This is a genomic window from Jiangella rhizosphaerae (genome assembly GCF_003579925.1).
In the GTDB taxonomy this organism is placed as follows: domain Bacteria; phylum Actinomycetota; class Actinomycetes; order Jiangellales; family Jiangellaceae; genus Jiangella; species Jiangella rhizosphaerae.
This window is the reverse complement of the sequence record NZ_QUAL01000185.1, coordinates 1-19,294: the sequence shown is the minus strand read 5'-3', so window position 1 is coordinate 19,294 and position 19,294 is coordinate 1. Positions and strand designations below refer to the sequence as shown.

17 protein-coding genes and 1 pseudogene are annotated in these 19,294 nt (G+C 73.9%); 5 read left to right on the top strand and 13 right to left on the bottom strand.

The annotated features are described in order from the left end of the window. Window positions 1–35 precede the first annotated feature (35 nt). Window positions 36–1,073 (top strand): aminotransferase class V-fold PLP-dependent enzyme, encoded by a 1,038-nt coding sequence (locus DY240_RS20390; protein WP_119661682.1) that lies wholly within the window; start codon window positions 36–38, stop codon window positions 1,071–1,073. A 94-nt stretch (window positions 1,074–1,167) separates the two neighbouring features. Further along, the gene (locus tag DY240_RS20385; RefSeq protein ID WP_158602918.1) at window positions 1,168–2,520 is read left to right on the top strand and encodes an FAD-binding oxidoreductase; all 1,353 of its coding nucleotides are present in this window, start codon (window positions 1,168–1,170) and stop codon (window positions 2,518–2,520) included. A gap of 731 nt (window positions 2,521–3,251) precedes the next feature. Here the strand turns inward: DY240_RS20385 and DY240_RS20380 are convergent. The 4 genes from DY240_RS20380 to DY240_RS20365 all read right to left on the bottom strand — a co-directional run bounded on the left by DY240_RS20380 (window position 3,252) and on the right by DY240_RS20365 (window position 7,096). Continuing rightward, entirely contained in the window at window positions 3,252–4,898 is a 1,647-nt protein-coding gene (locus DY240_RS20380) for an amidase (RefSeq protein ID WP_199701860.1), read from the bottom strand. Continuing rightward, on the bottom strand, window positions 4,895–5,197 hold the full coding sequence (locus DY240_RS20375; RefSeq protein WP_119661681.1) for a hypothetical protein: 303 nt from the start codon (window positions 5,195–5,197) through the stop codon (window positions 4,895–4,897). Before DY240_RS20375 ends, DY240_RS20380 begins: the two co-directional genes overlap by 4 nt. 80 nt (window positions 5,198–5,277) lie before the next feature. Continuing rightward, window positions 5,278–6,384, bottom strand: a complete 1,107-nt coding sequence (locus DY240_RS20370) for a M24 family metallopeptidase (protein ID WP_119661698.1) — start codon at window positions 6,382–6,384, stop codon at window positions 5,278–5,280. A gap of 34 nt (window positions 6,385–6,418) precedes the next feature. Then, window positions 6,419–7,096 (bottom strand): GOLPH3/VPS74 family protein, encoded by a 678-nt coding sequence (locus tag DY240_RS20365; protein WP_199701858.1) that lies wholly within the window; start codon window positions 7,094–7,096, stop codon window positions 6,419–6,421. Window positions 7,097–7,134: 38 nt separating this feature from the next. Here DY240_RS20365 and DY240_RS20360 point away from each other — a divergent pair, with 38 nt between their 5' ends. Together DY240_RS20360 and DY240_RS20355 are read left to right on the top strand one after the other, a co-directional pair. Beyond that, window positions 7,135–7,842 carry a class E sortase gene (locus tag DY240_RS20360; RefSeq protein WP_119661679.1) on the top strand — a complete coding sequence of 236 codons (708 nt, stop codon included), beginning with the start codon at window positions 7,135–7,137 and terminating at the stop codon, window positions 7,840–7,842. Between the two features lie 24 nt (window positions 7,843–7,866). Beyond that, entirely contained in the window at window positions 7,867–8,790 is a 924-nt protein-coding gene (locus tag DY240_RS20355) for a 5'-3' exonuclease (protein WP_119661678.1), read from the top strand. A gap of 235 nt (window positions 8,791–9,025) precedes the next feature. Here DY240_RS20355 and DY240_RS20350 read toward each other — a convergent pair whose 3' ends face one another. The 8 genes from DY240_RS20350 to DY240_RS20320 all read right to left on the bottom strand — a co-directional run bounded on the left by DY240_RS20350 (window position 9,026) and on the right by DY240_RS20320 (window position 17,168). Further along, window positions 9,026–10,039: an NAD-dependent epimerase/dehydratase family protein gene (locus DY240_RS20350; RefSeq protein ID WP_119661677.1), complete on the bottom strand. Its 1,014-nt coding sequence runs from the start codon at window positions 10,037–10,039 to the stop codon at window positions 9,026–9,028. Between the two features lie 9 nt (window positions 10,040–10,048). Beyond that, window positions 10,049–12,808: a DEAD/DEAH box helicase gene (locus DY240_RS20345; RefSeq protein ID WP_119661676.1), complete on the bottom strand. Its 2,760-nt coding sequence runs from the start codon at window positions 12,806–12,808 to the stop codon at window positions 10,049–10,051. Window positions 12,809–12,812: 4 nt separating this feature from the next. Next, complete coding sequence (locus DY240_RS20340) at window positions 12,813–13,712, bottom strand: diacylglycerol kinase (RefSeq protein WP_119661675.1); 900 nt, start codon at window positions 13,710–13,712, stop codon at window positions 12,813–12,815. Next, entirely contained in the window at window positions 13,693–14,505 is an 813-nt protein-coding gene (tatC, locus tag DY240_RS20335; protein WP_119661674.1) for a twin-arginine translocase subunit TatC, read from the bottom strand. Before tatC ends, DY240_RS20340 begins: the two co-directional genes overlap by 20 nt. Window positions 14,506–14,589: 84 nt before the next feature. Continuing rightward, window positions 14,590–14,874 carry a Sec-independent protein translocase subunit TatA gene (gene tatA, locus DY240_RS20330; protein ID WP_119661673.1) on the bottom strand — a complete coding sequence of 95 codons (285 nt, stop codon included), beginning with the start codon at window positions 14,872–14,874 and terminating at the stop codon, window positions 14,590–14,592. An 85-nt stretch (window positions 14,875–14,959) separates the two neighbouring features. Further along, window positions 14,960–15,133: a hypothetical protein gene (locus DY240_RS32135; protein ID WP_158602917.1), complete on the bottom strand. Its 174-nt coding sequence runs from the start codon at window positions 15,131–15,133 to the stop codon at window positions 14,960–14,962. A gap of 11 nt (window positions 15,134–15,144) precedes the next feature. After that, window positions 15,145–16,197, bottom strand: a complete 1,053-nt coding sequence (locus tag DY240_RS20325; protein ID WP_233552811.1) for a helix-turn-helix transcriptional regulator — start codon at window positions 16,195–16,197, stop codon at window positions 15,145–15,147. After that, window positions 16,194–17,168, bottom strand: a complete 975-nt coding sequence (locus tag DY240_RS20320; RefSeq protein ID WP_199701857.1) for a helix-turn-helix transcriptional regulator — start codon at window positions 17,166–17,168, stop codon at window positions 16,194–16,196. Before DY240_RS20320 ends, DY240_RS20325 begins: the two co-directional genes overlap by 4 nt. 54 nt (window positions 17,169–17,222) lie before the next feature. Here DY240_RS20320 and DY240_RS20315 point away from each other — a divergent pair, with 54 nt between their 5' ends. After that, complete coding sequence (locus DY240_RS20315) at window positions 17,223–18,311, top strand: DUF3866 family protein (RefSeq protein ID WP_119661672.1); 1,089 nt, start codon at window positions 17,223–17,225, stop codon at window positions 18,309–18,311. A gap of 10 nt (window positions 18,312–18,321) precedes the next feature. Here DY240_RS20315 and DY240_RS32130 read toward each other — a convergent pair. Further along, window positions 18,322–19,294, bottom strand: a pseudogene (locus DY240_RS32130) (hypothetical protein); the annotation flags it as partial.

Here is a 19,294-nt window from a genome sequence, read left to right as displayed (position 1 = left end):
GCACCTCGTCCGCGCCACGCTGGCACGATGACGGCATGGACCTTGCCGCTGCGCGCTCGCTGTTCGACCCTGATCCTGGCTGGCTGAACACCGCGAGCTACGGGCTGCCACCGTCGACGGCGTGGACGGCGCTGCAGGAGGCGCTGGACGAGTGGCGGCACGGGCGGGTGTCGTGGGAGGGCTGGGGCGCGTCGACGGCGCGGGCGCGGGCGGCGTTCGCGCGGCTCGTGCAGGCCGACGAGCACGACGTCACCACCGGCGCCCAGGTCTCGCAGCTGGTCGGGCTGCTCGCGGCCTCGGTGCCGGACGGGACCGTGGTGCTGGCGCCGGAGGAGGACTTCACGTCGTTGCTCTTCCCGTGGCTCGCCCAGGCACACCGTGGCGTCGAGGTGCGGACGGTGCCCGCCGCGCAGCTGGCGGACCGCGTCACGCCCGACGTCGACGTCGTCGCGTTCAGCGTCGTGCAGTCGGCCAGCGGGATGATCGCCGACCTCGACGGCGTGCTGGCCGCCGCGCGGGCGGCCGGAGCGATCACCGTCGCCGACGCGACCCAGGCGGTGGGCTGGCTGCCCGTCGACGCGCGCCGGTTCGACGCGATGGTGGCCGGCGGGTACAAGTGGCAGCTCTCGCCGCGCGGTACCGCGTTCCTGGTGACGACGGCGGACCTGCGGGAGCGGGTCGTGCCGTCACAGGCCGGCTGGTGGGCGGGCGACGACCCGCACGCCTCGTACTACGGGCCGCCGCTGCGGCTAGCCGCGGACGCCCGCCGGCTGGATCTGTCACCGGCCTGGTTCTCGTGGGTGGGCGCGGCGCCGGCGCTGGAGCTGCTGGAGGCGGTGACGGTCGAGGCGGTGCACGACTGGAACGTGGGCCTGGCCAACCGGTTCCGCGCCGGGCTCGGGCTGCCGCCGGGCGACTCCGCCATCGTCTCGGTGGACGTGCCGGGCGCCCAGGAGCGTTTGGCGGCGGCCGGCGTGCGGGCGGCGGTGCGCGGCGGCCGGCTGCGGGTGTCGTTCCACCTGTACTCCTCCGAGGCCGACGCCGACCTTGCCGTCGCAGCGCTGACCAGCTGACTGTCACACTTTCGGGCTTCCATCCGTCCCGTTGTCGGACCCGACCGGCAGACTGGTTCGGGCACCACGATCACGCACCCGGATGGAGAGTCTCATGATCCACCTCGACGGCTTCCGCTCGACGCTCACCGGCCGGGCCTACGCACCCGGCGACGACGGCTACGACGATGTGCGGCGGCCGTGGAACCTGCTCATCGACCAGCACCCCGCGGTCGTCGTCGTGGCCGAGTCCGCCGCCGACGTCCAGGCGGCGGTCCGGCTGGCCCGCGAGAACGGCGTGTCGTTCTCCGTGCAGTCCTCCGGCCACGGCGCCGTGCGGCCCAACGACGACGGCGTGGTGCTCAACGTCACCCGGCTCACCGGGGTCGACGTCGACGCCGAGCGCAAGGTGGCCCGTATCGACGCCGGCGCCCGCTGGCGCGGCGTCCTCGAGGCCGCGGCGCCGCACCAGCTGGCCGGGTTGTCCGGCACCGCACCCACGGTCGGCGCCGTCGGCTACACGCTCGGCGGCGGCATCGGCCTGCTGCTGCGCCGGTTCGGCTTCGCCGCCGACAGCGTGGTGGCCGCCGACGTCCTCACCGCCGACGGCTCGCTGGTGCGCGCCAGCCGCGACGAGAACCCCGACCTGCTGTGGGCGCTCAAGGGCGGCGGCGGCAACTTCGGCGTCGTCACCTCGCTGGAGGTGCAGCTGTACGACATGCCGGCGGTGCACAACGGCACAATGATGTACCCGGGCGCGCGGGCGGCCGAGGTGCTGCGCGCGTGGGCCGACTGGACCGGCCAGGTCTCCGACGACGTCACGTCCGCCGTCATGGTCATGTCGTTCCCGCCCATCCCGGCGGTGCCCGAGCCGCTGCGCGGCCAGCACGTCGCCATGCTCCGGGCCACCATCGCCGGCGGCGACGGGTCCGCGCTCGAGCCGCTGCGCGCCGCGCTGGGCGAGCCGCTGATGGACGGCTTCCGCACGCAGACGTACCTCGAGGCCGCGCTCTCCGGCAACGAACCCACCGACCCGATGCCGGCCGCCGGACGCAGCACCGGCCTGGCCGGGCTGACCGACGCCGCCATCGACGCGCTGCTCGAGCTGGCCGCGCCGGGGTCGCCGGTGCCGGGGGTCGACATCCGCCACCTCGGCGGCGCCGCGGCCAAAGACCACGACGGCCCGCTCTCCCACCGCGACACCCCGTACATCGCGGCGGCGAACGCGCTGGCGCCCACGCCGGAGCAGCTGGCCGCCGTCCGCCAGCGGCTCGACGACGGGTTCGCCGCGCTCACGGAGCACCGGCGGCCGGTGAGCGCGTTCAACTTCCTCTCCCCCGGCTCGACGCCCGACGTCGTGAAGTCGGTCTTCTCCGAGGGCGCCTACCAGCGGCTGCAGGAGGTCAAGCGCACCTGGGACCCCGACAACGTCTTCCAGTACACCCACAACATCCCGCCGGCGGCCTGAGGAGCACGCGGCAGAGACCTGCGGCCGGCTTCTGGGGTGACACACGGTCGGCGCGGGCCTCTGCTGGCGTGGCGTACGCCGGGTCGGGACGTGGGCTGGGCTCCCCGTCCCCCTGCTGCCCCATTCTCTTGCCGCGAACGGGCGCGTCAAGCGGACTATTGGCGCTTCGCGCGACGATGACCGCTTGACTCACCCGTCCGCGGTCAAGAACGGGCAGCTATCAGGGGGACGGGGAGGATGTGGGCACGCCTCGCCGTTTGTCGTGCCCGTTTCGCGCCGTTTGTCGGGCTGTGGAGGCGATGATCATCGGCGATTGCCTACATCACGAGGATTCCGCGAGCTTCACCATGCCTGTAGGGGTGTTGACGCTAGGGCAATCCTCGTGATGGCCCCCGAATCACGGTGAAATCTCACCAGGTGGACGCTCTACGACACCAACGCCACACCGTAACGGGGCCGACGACCGAGGCGACCGTCGCCGCTCTTCCCCCCGTCCCCCCTGATAGCTGCCCGTTCTGAGCCGCGGGCGCGCGGGTCAAGTCCAAGCGCCCCAACCACAGCACAAGCCCGACCACGACGCGCGCGGACTTGAGGCGCGCGCCCGCGGCCAAGACAATCGGGCAGCAGGGGGACGGCCCAACGCGACGCCTCGGCGAACCCCGCCGCCAAGGCCTACGATCACCCGACCCCGCGACCAACCCAAGGAACGAGTCGTTCCCTTCACACACCTCCTACTGCGACTGTTCGGCCGCCTCCGCCGCCGTCAGCCGCGGCCGGACACCTGCTGCCGCCTGGGCCCGCGCCCTGCCAGCGCCGGCCGCCGAGACCGGGTCGGAAGGACGGCGCCAGTGCCAGTCGGTCAGGGCCTGGTAGGCCGCCGCCACCGCGAGCAGCCGGTCCTCGGCGTACGGGCGGCCGCCCAGGATGGTCCCGATCGGCAGCCCGCCGGAGAAGCCGATCGGCAGCGCCAGCTCCGGCAGCCCGATGATGTCGAACGGCACGGGCGACGTCTGCACCACGACGTCGCACTGCTCGAACAGGTCGTTCAGCACTCGGTCCAGCAGTACCAGCTTGGCCCGCTGACCGGTCACGTACTCGTCGGCGCCCATGAGCGCGCCCTGCAGCCAGCTGGTCAGCGACACCCCGAACAGCCGCAGGTCCTGGCGCAGGTACGGCACGAACGGCTCGGCCCGCTCCGGCAGGCGGACGTCGTTGAAGCGGCCGGTGAGCAGGTCCCACTCCTCCGGCAGCGTCACGTCGACCACCGTGACGCCCTCGACGCCGGCCAGCGTGTCGAGGAACGCCCGCCGCGCGGCGGCCGTCGGGCTCGTCCCGGAGAGGAACCCCGGGATGACGCCGATCCGCGTCGGCCAGCGCAGTCTCACCCGCGAGCCCCGGTACACCGGCGTCGCCGCGGCCACGAGGTCCGGCACCGGCGGCAGCCCCTGGGTGCGCGGGTCGTTGGCGTCCTCACCGGCCATCGCCGCCAGCATGATCGCCGCGTCCTTGGCGTCGCGGGCCAGCGGGCCCGGGTGGTCGCGCGAGTACGTCAGGGGCACGATCCCGTACAGGGACGCCCGGCCCATCGTCGGCTTCAGCCCGGTGAGGTTCTGCGCGTTCGACGGCGCGGTGATCGAGCCGCCGGTCTGCGTCCCGATGCCCGACGTCGCCAGGCGGCCGGCCACCGCGGTCGCCGTCCCGGTCGAGGAGCCGCCCGGGTTCGTCGACGGGTTCTCCGGCGTCCACGCGTTCACCGTCGTGACGACGCCGTCGGGCGTGGTCGCGCGGGTCGTCGCCAGCGGGCCCATCTGGGTCTTGCCGAGCACGATGCCGCCGGCCGCCGTCAGCTTGGCGACGGTCGTGGCGTCGAACGGCGGCACGAAGTCGGCGAAGACGTAGGAGTTCGCCGTCGTCGGCACGCCCGCGGTGTAGTAGTTGTCCTTGATCGCCAGCGGGATCCCGTGCAGCGGGCCGTGGTAGTGGCCGCGCCGCAGTGACCGGGCCGCGGCCGCCGCCTGCTCGGTGAGCACCAGGTTGAACGCCTGGTAAACGTCGTCGTACGCAGCGATGCGCGCCAGGTACGCCTCGAGCAGCGCCTCCGGCCGCAGCGTCCCCGCGCGCAGCAGGTACGCCGCCTCGGCGATGGTCAGCTCGGTCGGGTCGGCCACCGCCTCGGGCCGCGGCGACGTGTACGCGTCGGGGTGCGGGCCGGTGCGGGACCGCGCCGTGGCCGGCCCGGCGAAGGCCACCTGCGGCAGCCCGATCGCGCCGGCCGCCGCCGCCCCCGCGGACAGCACGGCCATCCGGGCGAGGAACGAGCGGCGGTCGACGTGCACGTCCTGAGGGCCGCCGGACTCCAGCTCCGGCGCCGCGGTCACGCTTCCCTCCACGCGGAGCTGATGGACGGGTACAGCATCGGCGCGGCCTGCTGCGACAGCTCGACGGCCTGCGCGGCGGGCGTGCCGGCCGGTGCCGGCGGCACCCAGGCGCTGATCTCGGCCAGCGACGACCGCGCGAACGAGCGCAACGAGGCCAGGACGGCGGCCTGGCCGGGTGCGCCGGTCTCCGGGTCAGCGGCCGTGCCCGGCGGCAGTTGGTCCAGGTCGATGCCGACGGCCGCGAGCCGGGCCCGGATCATGACGTCGAGCTCGGCATCGGTGGGTGGAGTGGGCGCCATGTCGCTCCTCGAAGGTGTCAGGACGGTGGAGGTGCACTGACACGCTCGCGCGGAACGATTTCGGCGTCATGTCCGCAATGTCACGTATCCAGGATCACCAGCTCGTGCGGCCGCCGGTTGAGCGCCTCGACGCCGTCCTCCGTCGCCACCACGATGTCCTCGATGCGCGCGCCGTACCGCCCGGCCAGGTAGAACCCCGGCTCGACGGAGAACGCCATGCCCGGCTCCAGCGGCAGGGTGTTGCCGGCGACGATGTACGGGTCCTCGTGCGTCTCCAGCCCGATGCCGTGACCGGTGCGGTGGATGAAGTACTCCCCCAGCCCCGCCTCGGTGAGCACGTCCCGCGCCGCCGCGTCGACCGACTCGGCGGTGACGCCCGGCCGGACGTGCGCGACCGCGGCCTCCTGGGCGCGCCGCAGCGACTCGTACGCCGTCCGGTACTCCTCCGGCGGCTCGCCGACGGCATACGTGCGCGTGCAGTCGGAGCAGTATCCGGCCGCCGTCGTGCCGCCGATGTCGACGACGACGGGATCGCCGGCCGCGATGACGCGGTCGCTGGTCTCGTGGTGCGGGCTGGCGCCGTTGGGGCCGGAGGCGACGATGACGAAGTCGACGCTCACGTGACCCTCGGCGAGGATCGCCGCCGCGATGTCGCGACCCACCTCGGCCTCCGTGCGGCCTGCCCGCAGCCACTCGCCCATGCGGGCATGCACGCGGTCGATGGCCGCCGCGGCGTCGCGCAGCAGCGCGACCTCGGCCGCGGACTTGCGCATGCGCAGCTCCGACAGCACGGCTCCGGCAGCGACCTGCTCGGCGCCGGGCATCGCGGCCCGGAACCGCAGCGCCTTCTCGGCCCACATCTGGTCGTCCAGGCCGACCCGGCGCGCGCCGGGCAGCAGCCCGGCGGCCAGCGCGACGGCGTCGTCGGTCTCCTGCCACGACCGCACCTCCAGCGCCAGCTCGCCGGCACCGGACGCCAGCGCCGCGGGCTCCTCCAGCGCGGGCACCAGCAGCGTCGCCGTCCCGTCGACCGGCAGCACCAGGCAGGTGAGCCGCTCGAGCGGCTTGGCGTCGTAGCCGGTGAGGTAGCGCAGGCCGGCACCAGGGGTGATGAGCAGGGCGTCGAGGCCCACGGCGGCAGCGGCGGCGCGGGCCCGGACCAGGCGGTCGTCGAGGTCGGCGGTCACGCGTGAACTCTGCCACACGGCCCGCCGGCCGCTGTCAGCTGCCGCCGGCCGCCGCGGCCGCGCCGGCACCCACGATGGCCGCCGTCACCGCGGCCTGGACCTCCTGGACCGCCTTCTTGACCGCGTCGGCGGCCCAGGCACCCTCGGAGATCTCCTTGGCCCGGCGCTTCACGGCCCGGCGATCGTCGGACGGGACGGCCTTGCGCAGGCCGTCGACGGCCAGCAGCAACGACACCAGCGCCGCCGTGCGCGGGTCGGGCTCCAGGCCGGTGACCAGCACGTCCTGAAGCCGCTGCCGGACGGCGGCCTCGTGCGACGCGTCGGCGGCCGGCCAGCGGGTGATCGGGAAGATGCCGAGCAGGGTGCCGGACTCCTCGCGCAGCAGTCCCCGCTCGGCCAGGCGGCGCAGCAGAAGGTCGCGCACGCCCTTGCGCAGCGATCCGAGCACGTTCTTCGGCTTCTTGCCCTCGTCGTCGGCGAGCTCGGCCAGGGCACGGTCGAGGACGTCGTCGCCGACCGGGCTGGTGTCGCGCACGACGAGCCGGTCGCGCTTCACGGCCTCGCCCTCTCCGGCGACCGCCACCTTCCCCAACAGCGACAGCTCGAGCAGCAGCGCGCCGGCCAGGCCGTACTCCAGCCTGGTCGAGTCGATACCGGGTTTGCCGGATTCGTCGTCGTAGGCGAGCAGCAGCAGGTCCTCGGCGATCAACACGATGTCGACTCTAGCCGCGACCTATTAGGGTCGTGGGTATGCCACGACACGCGCAGCAGCAGCGCGTCAGCACTCGCCCGCGCCGCAGCGCCTGGGCCGTCGTCATCGGGGGCATCGGCGAGCTCCTCCTCACCGCGGGAGCGCTGGTCCTGCTCTTCGTCGTCTACATCCTCTGGGGCACCGGCCTGCAGACCGCCCGCGCGCAGGACGCGCTCGAGGACGAGCTCGGGGCCCAGTGGGGGCAGGTCGAGCAGGGCGCGCCGGCACCCGACCCCGACGCGCTGGCCGAGGGCGACGCGTACGGCATCCTGCGCATCCCCCGCTTCGGCGACGACTGGGAGTTCACCATCGTCCAGGGCGTGCAGCCCGACGACCTCGCGCGCGGCCCCGGCCACTACCCGAACACGGCCGACCCCGGCGAGCTGGGCAACGTCGGCATCGCCGCGCACCGCTCCGGGCACGCCGAGCCGTTCGCCGACTTCCCGCAGCTGCGGGTCGGCGACACGATCGAGATCGAGATGGCCGACGGCACGTACGTCTACCAGCTCGACGACGCCCCCGACGGCGACAGCGACGGCAACCGCATCGACATCTCCGACGTGTGGGTGGTCGACCCCGTGCCCGGAGAGCCGCGCGACACCGAGCCGACCGAGCAGCGCATCACGCTCACCACGTGCTGGCCGCGGTTCGGCTCATCGCACCGCATGTACGCCACCGGCACACTGATCAGCGGCCCGAGTGGTTGACGGCCGCCCGCTAGGCTGACCGCCATGCCGGAGAACCGTCTGATGCTCCTCGACACCGCCTCGCTGTACTTCCGTGCCTTCTTCGGGGTGCCCGAGTCCATCAAGGCCCCCGACGGCACACCGGTGAACGCGGTGCGCGGGCTGCTCGACTTCATCGCCCGGCTGACCACCGACCGCCGGCCGGCCCGGCTGGTGGCCTGCCTCGACGCCGACTGGCGCCCGGCGTTCAGGGTCGCGCTGCTGCCGTCGTACAAGGCGCACCGGCTGGCCAACGCCGCCCGCAACATCGAGGAGGTCCCGGCGGCGCTGGAGGCGCAGATCCCGGTCATCCTCGAGGTGCTGACGGCGCTGGGCATCGCGCACATCGGGGTGCCCGGCTTCGAGGCCGACGACGTCATCGGCACGCTCGCGACCAGGGACCCCGGCCCCGTCGACGTCGTCACCGGCGACCGCGACCTGTTCCAGCTGGTCGACGACTCCCGGGGTGTGCGCATCCTCTACACCGCCCGCGGCGTCGGCCGGCACGAGGTGGTCGACGAGACCATGGTCGCCACGAAGTACGGCATCCCGGGCCGCTCGTACGCCGACTTCGCGACGCTGCGGGGCGACCCCAGCGACGGCCTGCCCGGCGTCGCCGGCGTGGGCGACAAGACCGCCGGCACGCTGATCACCCGGTTCGGCAGCATCGACGGGCTGCTGGCGGCCGTCGACGACCCGGCGGCGGACCTGTCGCCCACGCTGCGCCGCAAGATCGCCGACGCGCGCGAGTATCTCCTCGTCGCCCCCGACGTCGTCAAGGTGCGCCACGACGTGCCACTGCCCGACTACGACGACACGCTGCCCACGGCGCCGGCCGACCCTGAGGCGCTGGTCGAGCTGGCCAACCGGTGGGGCCTGGACTCCTCGCTGAACCGCGTGCTCAACGCGTTCAGCCCGGCCCCGGCCTGAGGTCGCCCAGCGTCCGCATGAGCGGCGCTCGGAGCTGGCGAACCGGGTCGTCAGCTGCGGCCTTCTCGACGGCGCCACGCGTGCCGAGACCGCCGGCCTCCTGGGCGAGGGCGGCTGGCTCGGCCGACGCGACGAGCTGACGCCAGAGCGAGCGCGACCCGCTCAGAAGTTGATCTTGGAGTTGCTCGGCGAATACCGGGCGATATGTCCGATAGATGGCCGAACAACTCCAAGATCAACGTGGTTGGGTGGCGAGGATGGCGGCCTCGACGTCGGGATCGAGGCCGACCGGCGGCCGGTCGGGCCGCTGCGGCGCCACCCCGCCGATCGAGCGCAGCCACGCCCAGGTGTCGGCGACGGTGTTCTCGATCGGCCGCGGCCGCAGCCCCGCCGCCTCGGCCCGGGAGGCGTCGGCGGAGTGCAGGCCGAGCGTCTCGAACTCGTGCCCCGGCGGGATCCACACCGGCAGGTCGTTCCACGGCACGACGCCGGCGGCCAGGATCGGCTCCGGGTCCACCCAGCGCAGCGTCGCCGCCCCACCCGTCACCGTCACCACCGCGTCCAGCAGCGATCCCATCGTCGCGTAGCCCGGGCGGCTGACCGTGTTGACGACGCCGCCCGTCCCGGCCGCGACGCACGACACCAGCCAGGCGGCGATGTCGCGGGCATCGATGTACTGGATCGGCAGAGCGGACGGCCCCGGCGCGAGCATCGGACCCCCACGCGCGGCCCGGGCCAGCCACCACGGCAGCCGGCCGACGTCCTCGTATGGGCCGAGGATCAGCCCGGCGCGGGCGATCAGCGCGTCGTCGCCGAACGCCTGGAGCGCGGCCAGCTCGCCGCCGGCCTTCTGCGCGCCGTAATCGCCGTCCTCGGCGTCCGGCGACGACGGCAGCACCGGCGCGGACTCGTCCGCGCCCGGCGGCACCGGCGGCGCGTACACCGACCGGCTGGACACGTACGCATACGTCCCCACGCGCCCGCGTAGGACGCGGGCGCTGTCGCGGACCGCCCGTGGGATGCCCGACCAGGTGTCGACGACGGCGTCCCACTCGCGGCCGCTCAGCACCGACAGCGACGCCGGGTCCAGCCGGTCCCCGTGCAGCGTCTCGACGCCGGCGACCGGCGCGCCGCCGCGCAGGCCGCGCAGGCCGCGGTTGAACGTCGTCACCGTCCAGCCGCGCGCCACCGCGTCGTCGACGACGGCCCGTCCGACGAACCCCGAGCCACCCAGCACCAGCAGCCGCACGCGGTCTCCTCAGGCCGACAGCGTCGCGTACGCCACCACGCCGCGGCGCAGCGCCCCCGCCGCCAGGCGAGCGGTCTCGCGCAGCGGCGTGCCGGACGCGGCGTCGGCGACCTGGTCGAGGAGGTCCAGCAGCTGCCGGACGGCCCGGACGAAGTCGCCGGCGGCAAGGTCGGCGTCGCGCAGGACGGAGTCGAGCTGGTGGCCGCTGGCCCAGCGCCAGGCGGCGTGGGTGAATCCCAGGTCGGGCTCGCGCAGGAAGTCCAGCCGGTGGGTGGACTCGACGTGGTCGAGGTCGCCCCACAGCCGCACCATCTCGGCCAGCACCTCGCGGACCCGGCCCGGCGGCAGCCGCGGCGGGACGGCGTCGTCGGGCTGCCGCGACTCGTACGTGAGCGCGGCGACGGCGGCGGCCAGCTCGGCGGGGTCGAGCCCGGCCCACACGTCGCGCCGGATGCACTCGGCGGCCAGCAGGTCGAGCTCGCCGTAGAGGCGGGCCAGCCGCCGGCCGGACGGCGTGACCTCGTCGCCGGACAGGTACTCGAGGTCCTCCAGCACCCGGCAGACGCGGTCGAACTGCCGGGCGACGGTGTTGGTGCGCGACTCGACCCGGCGCTGCAGCTGGTCGGCCTCGCGCCGGAGCCGCAGCCAGCGCTCGGCCCAGCGGGCGTGCTCCTCGCGGTCGGGGCAGCGGTGGCACGGGTGGTCGCGCAGCTGCCGCCGCAACCGGGCCAGTTCCTCGTCGTCGGCCGCGGCGGACCGGCCGCGCCGCCGCCCGTGGTACTGCCGGCCGCCGTCGTCGGGCGCCTTGGCCCGCAGCGACGCCGCGAGGTCGCGCCGCGACGCCGGGACCCGCGGGTTGAACGAGCGCGGGATGCGCAGCTTCGCCAGCGGCTCGACCGCGCTGGGGAAGTCGACCAGCGACAGCCGGCGCACCTGCCGGCCCTCGGTCAGCACCGTCGGGCGCGGGCCGTCGCCGCCGTGCGGGCTGCCACCGGGCATGCCGGGGTCGAGCACGACCGCCAGCCCGGCGAACTTGCCCGTCGGCACCCGGATGACGTCACCCGGGCGTAGCTTCTCCAGCGCCGCCGCGGACGCCGCCCGGCGCTGCGCCGTGCCCTCGCGGGCCAGCTGGGTCTCGCGGTCCTTGATCGCCTGGCGCAGCCGCGCGTACTCCTCGAAGTCGCCCTTGTCGCAGGTCATCGCCTCGCGGTAGCCGTCGAGCGCCTCTTCGGCGCGGCGCAGCTGGCGGGCCAGCCCGACGACGGCGCGGTCGGCCTGGAACTGGGCGAACGACGACTCCAGGATCTCCCGTGCCGGTGTGCGGCCGACGCTCCCGACCAGGTTGACGGCCATGTTGTAGGACGGTCGGAAGGACGAGCGCAGCGGGAACGTGCGGGTCGAGGCCAGCCCGGCGACGGCCGTGGGATCGAACCCGGGCTGCCACAGCACGACGGCGTGCCCCTCGATGTCGATGCCGCGCCGCCCGGCCCGCCCGGTGAGCTGGGTGTACTCCCCCGGCGTGACGTCGGCGTGGGTCTCGCCGTTCCACTTGACCAGCCGCTCGAGCACGACGGTGCGGGCCGGCATGTTGATGCCCAGCGCCAGCGTCTCGGTGGCGAACACGGCCCGGATCAGGCCGCGGACGAACAGCTCCTCGACGACCTCCTTGAACGTCGGCAGCATGCCCGCGTGGTGGGCCGCGATGCCGCGCTCCAGGCCCTCGGCCCACTCGTGGTAGCCGAGCACGTGCAGGTCGCCCTCGGGGATGCCCGTGGTGCGCTCCTCGATCAGCGCCCGGATCTCGACCCGCTCGTCCGGCGACGTCAGCCGCACGCCGGCGCTCAGGCACTGCTGCACGGCGGCCTCGCAGCCGGCCCGGCTGAACACGAACACGATGGCGGGCAGCAGGCCGGCGGCGTCGAGTTTCTCGAGCACCTCGACCCGGCCCGGCGTGTACGTGCCGCGCGGACGGCGTGGCGGTCGCCCGCCGCGGCCCGCACGTCCGCCGGGCCGGGAGCCGCGGACGTCGTCGCGGCCGGCCCGGACCAGCTCGGGGCTGACCACCCGGCGGCCATCGCCGTCGGCCTCGCCCTGCCCGAACAGGTCGTACAGCCGCGACCCGACCATGACGTGCTGCCACAGCGGGACCGGCCGCTTCTCCTCGACGACGACGTCGGTGTCGCCGCGGACGGTGGTGAGCCAGTCGCCGAACTCCTCGGCGTTGGAGACCGTCGCGGACAGCGAGATGACGCTCACCGACTCGGGGAGGTTGATGATCACTTCCTCCCAGACGGCGCCGCGGAACCGGTCGGCGAGGTAGTGGACCTCGTCCATGACGACGTAGCTCAGCCCGTGCAGCGTCGCCGAGCCGGCGTAGAGCATGTTCCGCAGCACCTCGGTGGTCATGACGACCACCGGCGCCTCGCCGTTGACGGTGTTGTCGCCGGTCAGCAGGCCGACCTTGTCCTCGCCGTGGCGTTCGACGAGGTCGTGGTACTTCTGGTTCGACAGCGCCTTGATCGGCGTCGTGTAGAAGCACTTGCGGCCCTCTTCCAGGGCCAGGTGCACGGCGAACTCGCCGACCAGCGTCTTGCCGGCCCCGGTCGGCGCCGCCACCAGCACGCCTCGGCCGGCCTCGACGCTGCGGCAGGCGCGCAGCTGGAAGTCGTCGAGCCCGAACCCGTACCCGGCCTGGAACTCCCGCAGCCGGGGGGACGGATCGCGTTGCCGCTGCTGTGCTGCCGCGTAGCGTTCCGCCGGCGAACTCATGGGGCTACGGTAACCCGGCGGGCGGTACGTACACCTGCTGGGCTCGCGGGACGACGTCGAACGTGCGGGGCAGCGGGCCGAGCCGTTCGCCGTCGACGTAGGCGGTGATGCCCGGTGCGTCCAGCTTGACCCGCCGGGCCCGGTGCACGGTGACGAACGGGTAGGCCGTGTGGGTGCCGCGCCTGACCCGGCGGAACGCCCGCACCAGCGTCGCCCGGCTCACCGGCGCCACCACGACGACGTCGAACACGCCGTCGTCCAGCTCCGCGCCGGGCGTGATGCGCAGCCCGCCGCCGTAGGACGCGATGTTGCCGACGGCGACCAGCATCGCCTCGAGGTCGAGCACGTCGCCGTCGAGCTCGAGGTGGTACGCGATGGGCGTGAAGACGCCCAGCTCGGCGAAGGTCGCGAGGTCGTAGCGGCGCGGCCCCTTCGGCCAGCGCATGCGGTTGACGCGGTCGTTGACCTTGGCGTCGAACCCGGCCGCGACGACGCCGGCGAACCACTGGCCGTCGGTGCGGCCGAGGTCGACCTCACGCAGCCGGCCGGCGGCGACGACGTCCGCCGCGGCGTCCGGGTCGCGGAGCGGGAGGCCGAGCGCGCGGGCGAAATCGTTTCCGGTGCCGGCCGGAATGACGCCGAACGGGGTACCGGTGCCCGCGACGGCCTGCAGGCCCAGGTGGACCATGCCGTCGCCGCCGACCACGACGAGCGCGCGGACGCCGTCCTCGACGCTCTCGCGGGCGAGGTCGGCGGCCTCGCGGACGTCGCGGCCGGCCAGCGTGCGCACCGTCAGCCCGGCCTCGGTGAGCCGATGAGCCGCACGTCGACCGGCCCGGGCGCCACGCCCACGGCCGGCCGACGGGTTGATCAGCAGCGCGAGCTCATCGCCGGCGGTCGTCATCGTCGTCGACGCGGCCCAGCTGGTCGAGCATGTCGTCCGGCGTGGCCTCGTCGTCGGCCAGCTGCGCTCCGGCGCCGCGGTCGCGGCGCTTGTCCATGATGCGGCAGACGACCACCGCGATCTCGAACAACAGCCACATCGGCGTGGAGAGGACCATGAGCGACAGCGGATCGCCGGTGGGGGTGGCGACGGCGCCGAAGGCGAAGATGCCGACGATGACCCACCGCCGGGCGGCGCTGAGCGTCTCGTGCCGCAGCACGCCGGTGGCGTTGAGCAGGACCACGAAGATGGGCAGCAGGAACCCGATGCCGAAGACCAGCACCAGCCTGATGGAGAAGCTGAGGTAGCTGCGGAAGTCGACGATGTTCGTGAAGTCCATCGGCGTGAAGTTCAGCAGGAACTCCATCGCCCGCGGCATCAGCCAGATCGCCAGGACGACGCCGAGGCCGAACATGGGCACCGCCGCGCCGATGACCGCCAGCGCCCACTTCTTCTCGTTGCGGTACAACGCGGGCGTGACGAACGCCCACAGCTGGTAGATCCAGACCGGCGCGCCGAAGACGATGCCGGTCAGCATGGCGATCTGCAGAGGGACCACCAGCGGGTCCATCATCTCGCGCAGGTTGAGCGTCGCCTCCTGGCCGCTGGCGGCCGCGGCGTCCATGAACGGATCGACCAGGAAGTCGACGATGCGGTCGCGGAAGACGAACCCGAGGATGGCGAACACCAGCACCGCGAGCACGGACTTGACCAGGCGGTTGCGCAGCTCGCGCAGGTGTTCGGTGAGGGTCATGCGGCCCTCGGGGTCACGCTCCGGCTTGGAGCCCTTACCCCGACGGCCGATCACTGTCGCCACGTCGGTCTACTGCGGTGTTCGTCAGGCGTCGCGGCGCGGCTGGTCGTCGGCCTGCTGGGCCGGCTGCTGCTGGGGAGCGGCCTGCTGCTCGACGGCGCGCGGAGCCTGCTGCTGCGCCTGCGGGGCGCCCTCGCCGGTGACGTCGTCGGCCTTGTCGTCCTTGTTGATCAGACCCTGCGTCTCGGTCTTGAAGATCTTCAGCGAACGGCCCAGACCCCGAGCAGCCTCCGGCAGCCGCTTGGCACCGAACAGCAGGAACACGATGGCCAAGACGATGATGAGTTGCCAGGTGCCGATGTTGCCCATGGTCGACCTCTTCCTGACGGGGGCGTCCCGTCGAATGGTACCCGTGATGCGCGACAAGCCGGGCATCCCGCCGTCGTGCCGGGGACTACTTCAACCTCGATCCTACGGTTTCGTCAAGGTCGTCTTGCAGAGCGTTCATCTCCCGGCCGAGCGCACCGAGCTTGCGCACCAGCACCCACGCGGCCCGTACGACGAGGACGACCGCGAGCACGAACGCCACCGCGAGGGCGACGAACAGCCAGGCGGCGAGTGCGGACATGACAGCTGACCCTACCCCTCGTACGCGGCCAGCGCCTCGCGGGCGGCCGCGGTGACCTCGGCGGACAGGTCGGCCGGCGCCACCACCCGGCCGGTGCTGCCCAGCCGCAGCGCCAGCCGTCGCACCCAGGCGCGGTCGCGGGCGCGCAACCGCAGCCGCAGCGCGCCGCCGGGCAGCTCCTCGGCCGTCTCGTACGGGTAGTAGTCGGCCACCCAGCGGCCGGCCGGAGTCAGCTCGAATGTCACCAACTCGTCATCGGGCGAGGGCTGGAACAGGCCGCCGTCGAGGTCGCGCGGCCGCGCCTCGCTCGGCAGCTGCGCCGGGACGTCGAGCTCCTTGACGTCGAGCACGCGGTCGAGGCGGAACAGCCGCACCGACTCCGCCCGATGGCACCAGCCCTCCAGGTAGAGCCGGCCGTCGACCACGACCAGCCGCATGGGGTCGACGTCGCGCTCGGTGGCCTCGTCGCGGGCGGGCACCCAGTAGGACAGGTGCAGGCGATTCTTCGCGTCCAGCGCGCTGCGCACCGTCGCGGCGACGTCGGCGACGGCGTCGCCGTCGACCTGTACCTGCACCGCCGCCGCCTGCTGGGCGGCCTCCCCCGCGGCGTTCTCGAGCTTGGTGATGGCCCGCTCGACGGCGCCGCGCTCGAACGACCCGGGCACCGACGCCAGCGTGCGCAGCGCCACGATCAGCGCGACCGCCTCGTCGGTGCGCAGCCGCAGCGGCCGGGCGAGGTAGTCGGCGTTGGAGACGCTGATGATCCCCTCGCCCTCGACCGCCTCCATGTCGACCTCGATGTAGTCGCCCATCTGCAGGCCGGGCAGGCCGGAGAACCACAGCACCTGAAGGTCGCGGATGACCTGCCGTTCGGTGACGCCGAACAGCGCCGCCACCTCGGAGACCTTCGCGCTGGGGTGCGAGCGCAGGTACGGCAGCATCGACAGCAGCCGCGTGACCTGCGCCTGCGCGCTGTCGGCGCGGCGGGCGGCGGGCGCGGCGGTCTTCGCGGCCGTCCGTTTCCGGGTGGTCCGCTTCGCCGGGCCCTTCTTCGGCGAGGTCACGCCGGCACCGCCAGGATGGCGCGCAGCCGCTCGACGACGGCGTCGCGCAGCTCCACCGGCTCCAGCGCGACGACGTCGGCGCCGTGGCTGACCAGTTCTTCGGCCAGCGCCTGGTTGCTCGTGTAGGGCACCGTCACCTCGTCCCATCCGGTCGTCGCGTCCGTCGCTACGAACGTAGCGCGCCGGCGCAGGCCGTGCCCGCTGCCGTGCCGGACCCGGACGAGCGCGTGCAGGACGGGCGAGCGCTCCGGCGGGGCGAGGCTGGCGGCGGCCTCGCGGACGGTCTCGGGCGCCGGGACCTCGTAGCTGCCGTCGTCGCCGTCGGGCCGGACGTCGCCGACGATGCGCGACATGCGGAACATGCGGGCCGCCTCGCGGTCGGTGTCGAAGCCGACGACGTACCAGCGGCCGTGCCAGGACAGCACGCTCCACGGCTGCAGGTGCCGCAGCAGCGGCTCGGACGTCGAGCTCTTGCGGTGGTGGAAGGCGACCGGGCGGCGGTCGCGCACGGCCTCCCAGAGCGGCCAGAACGCCGGCTCCTCTCCCCCGACCCGCGGCTCGACGGCGCCCAGCGAGCGGGTGTCGGCCTCGACGCCGACCGCCTGCAGCTTGAGGACGGCGTTGCTGGAGGCCTCGGAGAGGTAGGTGTGCTGCCAGACCCGGGCGGCCAGCCCGACGACGGCGGCTTCGTCGGGTTCCAGGCGGATCTCGGGCAGCTCGAACTCGTGCCGCAAGATGCGGTAGCCGGGCTCCTCGTCGCCGAGCGGGTCGAAGCCGCCGGTCTCGATGGGGATGCCGACCTCGCGCAGCTCCTCCTTGTCGCGCTCGAACATACGCTCGAAGGCCTCGTCGCTCTGGTCGCCGTACCCTCCGACGACCTCGCGGATCCGGCTCTTCGGCACGTACCCGCGCGCGACGAGCAAACAGATGACGAGGTTCATCAGCCGCTCGCTCTTGGCCGCCTGCGACACGCCTACCCCCAATCCCTTGCCAGCGCGAGACTAGCCAATAGCTAGTCTCAACGCGTGATCCGCTGGCGAAACGGTGTTGTCAAAACAGTAGACGCCTCCTGGCCCGGCGCCACGCAGCTGCGTGTCGAGGTCGACGGGGAACAGGTGCGCGCCCTGGCCTACGACCATCTGGTCGGCCGGCCGCGGCCGGGCGAGATCGTCGTGCTCAACACCACGGCGCTGGCCATGGGCCTGGGGACCGGCGGTTTCGCGCTGGTCGTCGCGGTGCCCAACCAGCTGCCACCGGATCCCGCACCCGGCCCCGGCCACCTGGTCAAGGCCCGCTACACGCCGCTGCAGGCGACCGTCCTCGGCGTCGACGAGCAGGACTCGGAGTGGCACGAGGTGCTGCGCGAGGCCGACGACCTCGAAGGGCTGCCGGTCGTGACGGCGGACCTGCACTCGGCGCTGCCGGCCATCCTGGCCGGGCTGACGACGTCGGCGGAGTTCCCCGCGTCGGTGCGCGTGGCCTACGTGATGACCGACGGCGGCGCGCTGCCGTTGTGGTTCAGCAGGACCGCGGCGGCGCTGCGCGAGGCCGGCTGGCTGGCCGGGACGGTCACCGTCGGCCAGGCGTTCGGCGGCGACCTCGAGGCGGTGACGCTGCACACCGGGCTGCTGGCCGCCAAGCACGTGCTGGAGGCCGACATCGCGGTCGTGACGCAGGGGCCGGGCAACCTCGGCACGGGGACCCGCTGGGGGTTCTCCGGCGTCGCCTGCGGCGAGGCGGTCAACGCGGCGGTGGTGCTGGGCGGGCGGCCGGTGGGGTCGCTGCGGGTCAGCTCGGCCGACCCGCGGGCCCGGCACCACGGCGTCTCGCACCACAGCCTGACGGCGTACGGCCGGGTCGCGCTGGCGCCGGCCGACATCGTCGTCCCCGACCTGCCCGGCGAGTTCGGCGAGAAGGTCCGCACCCAGGCGGCCCGGCTGGACAACCGCCACCACCTCGTCACCGTCCCGGTCGACGGGCTCGAGGAGGCGCTGGCCGCCGTACCGGTCGCGCTGTCCACGATGGGCCGCGGCCTGGAGGACGACACCGCCTACTTCCTCGCGGCGGCCGCCGCCGGCCGGCACGCCGGCGCCCTGCTGAAGCACGACGGCTGAGGCGGGGTGGTCAGCGGGTCGTGGTCGGAGTCTGCGACGGCTCGCTCTCGTGCGCGGCGGCGACGGCGGCGACCACCCGCGGGTCGTCGACCCGCACCGGGCCGACGGTGGCGGCGATCTCCAGCGGGTCGAGGCCCTCGGCGACGGTGAGCGAGGCCATCACTCCGGGGGCCGGCACCCACACCAGTGCGCCCTCGCGGCGGAGCAGGGCCGGCTGGCCGTCGACGTCGACGAGCCGGTCGCCGACCAGCCCCCAGCCGTAGATGCCGCCTGCCGCCGTCTGGACCGTGAGCGACCCCTGCGGACCCGAGACGTCCCAGCTGTACCGGGCCGACCGCGCCTGACCCCGCTCGCCGACGTGCTCGATCCCCATCGCGGACTGCCAGTCGCTGAAGTCGACGACGCCGTCCTTCAGGGTGGCCGTGGCGGCCAGGTCCGCCAGCTCGGCGTCGGTGAAGCCGTCCGCGTCGATCCGCAGCTGCTGGCCGTCCGGCAGCAGCCAGGCGAGCTGACGCCGGCCGGCCTCGCCGTCCTCCGGCCCCGGCACCAGCGTGCCCGGCGCCGTCCCGGCCGGCACCACGTCGGCCGGCTCGGGGCCGAACACGACGGCCAGCCGCACGATCACCCCATCGGCGTCCACGTCGGCCAGGCTCACCTCGCCGTCGCCGCTGCACGCGCCGGTCTCCAGCCGCGGCCAGGCGACCTCGACGTCCAGCCGCCCGTCGTCCGGCCACAGCAGCCGGATCTCGTCCGGCAGCTCCGCGGGGGTGATCTGGTAGCCGTAGCCGGGCAGGTCCTCGCAGTCCTCGCCGACCCCGGCCGGCAGGTCGGACGGCAGCGATGCGGCGGGCGGGGACGTCGTCCGTTCCGGGCCCGAGTCGCCGAGCACGGGCACGACCCCGGCGGCCACGGCGGCCGCCGTCAGCACCGACGCCGCGCCCACCTGCGCACGGTGCCTGCGCAGCCGCCGGCGGCCGCCCTCG

Excerpts from the sequence above, each read along its gene's own strand:
- DY240_RS32135 (WP_158602917.1), bottom strand. The coding sequence starts at position 15,133 with ATGTCCGCACTCGCCGCCTGGCTGTTCGTCGCCCTCGCGGTGGCGTTC.
- DY240_RS20360 (WP_119661679.1), top strand. The coding sequence starts at position 7,135 with ATGCCACGACACGCGCAGCAGCAGCGCGTCAGCACTCGCCCGCGCCGC.
- tatA (WP_119661673.1), bottom strand. The coding sequence starts at position 14,874 with ATGGGCAACATCGGCACCTGGCAACTCATCATCGTCTTGGCCATCGTG.
- DY240_RS20390 (WP_119661682.1), top strand. The coding sequence starts at position 36 with ATGGACCTTGCCGCTGCGCGCTCGCTGTTCGACCCTGATCCTGGCTGG.
- DY240_RS20375 (WP_119661681.1), bottom strand. The coding sequence starts at position 5,197 with ATGGCGCCCACTCCACCCACCGATGCCGAGCTCGACGTCATGATCCGG.
- DY240_RS20385 (WP_158602918.1), top strand. The coding sequence starts at position 1,168 with ATGATCCACCTCGACGGCTTCCGCTCGACGCTCACCGGCCGGGCCTAC.
- DY240_RS20340 (WP_119661675.1), bottom strand. The coding sequence starts at position 13,712 with ATGACGACCGCCGGCGATGAGCTCGCGCTGCTGATCAACCCGTCGGCC.
- DY240_RS20355 (WP_119661678.1), top strand. The coding sequence starts at position 7,867 with ATGCCGGAGAACCGTCTGATGCTCCTCGACACCGCCTCGCTGTACTTC.
- DY240_RS20345 (WP_119661676.1), bottom strand. The coding sequence starts at position 12,808 with ATGAGTTCGCCGGCGGAACGCTACGCGGCAGCACAGCAGCGGCAACGC.
- tatC (WP_119661674.1), bottom strand. The coding sequence starts at position 14,505 with ATGACCCTCACCGAACACCTGCGCGAGCTGCGCAACCGCCTGGTCAAG.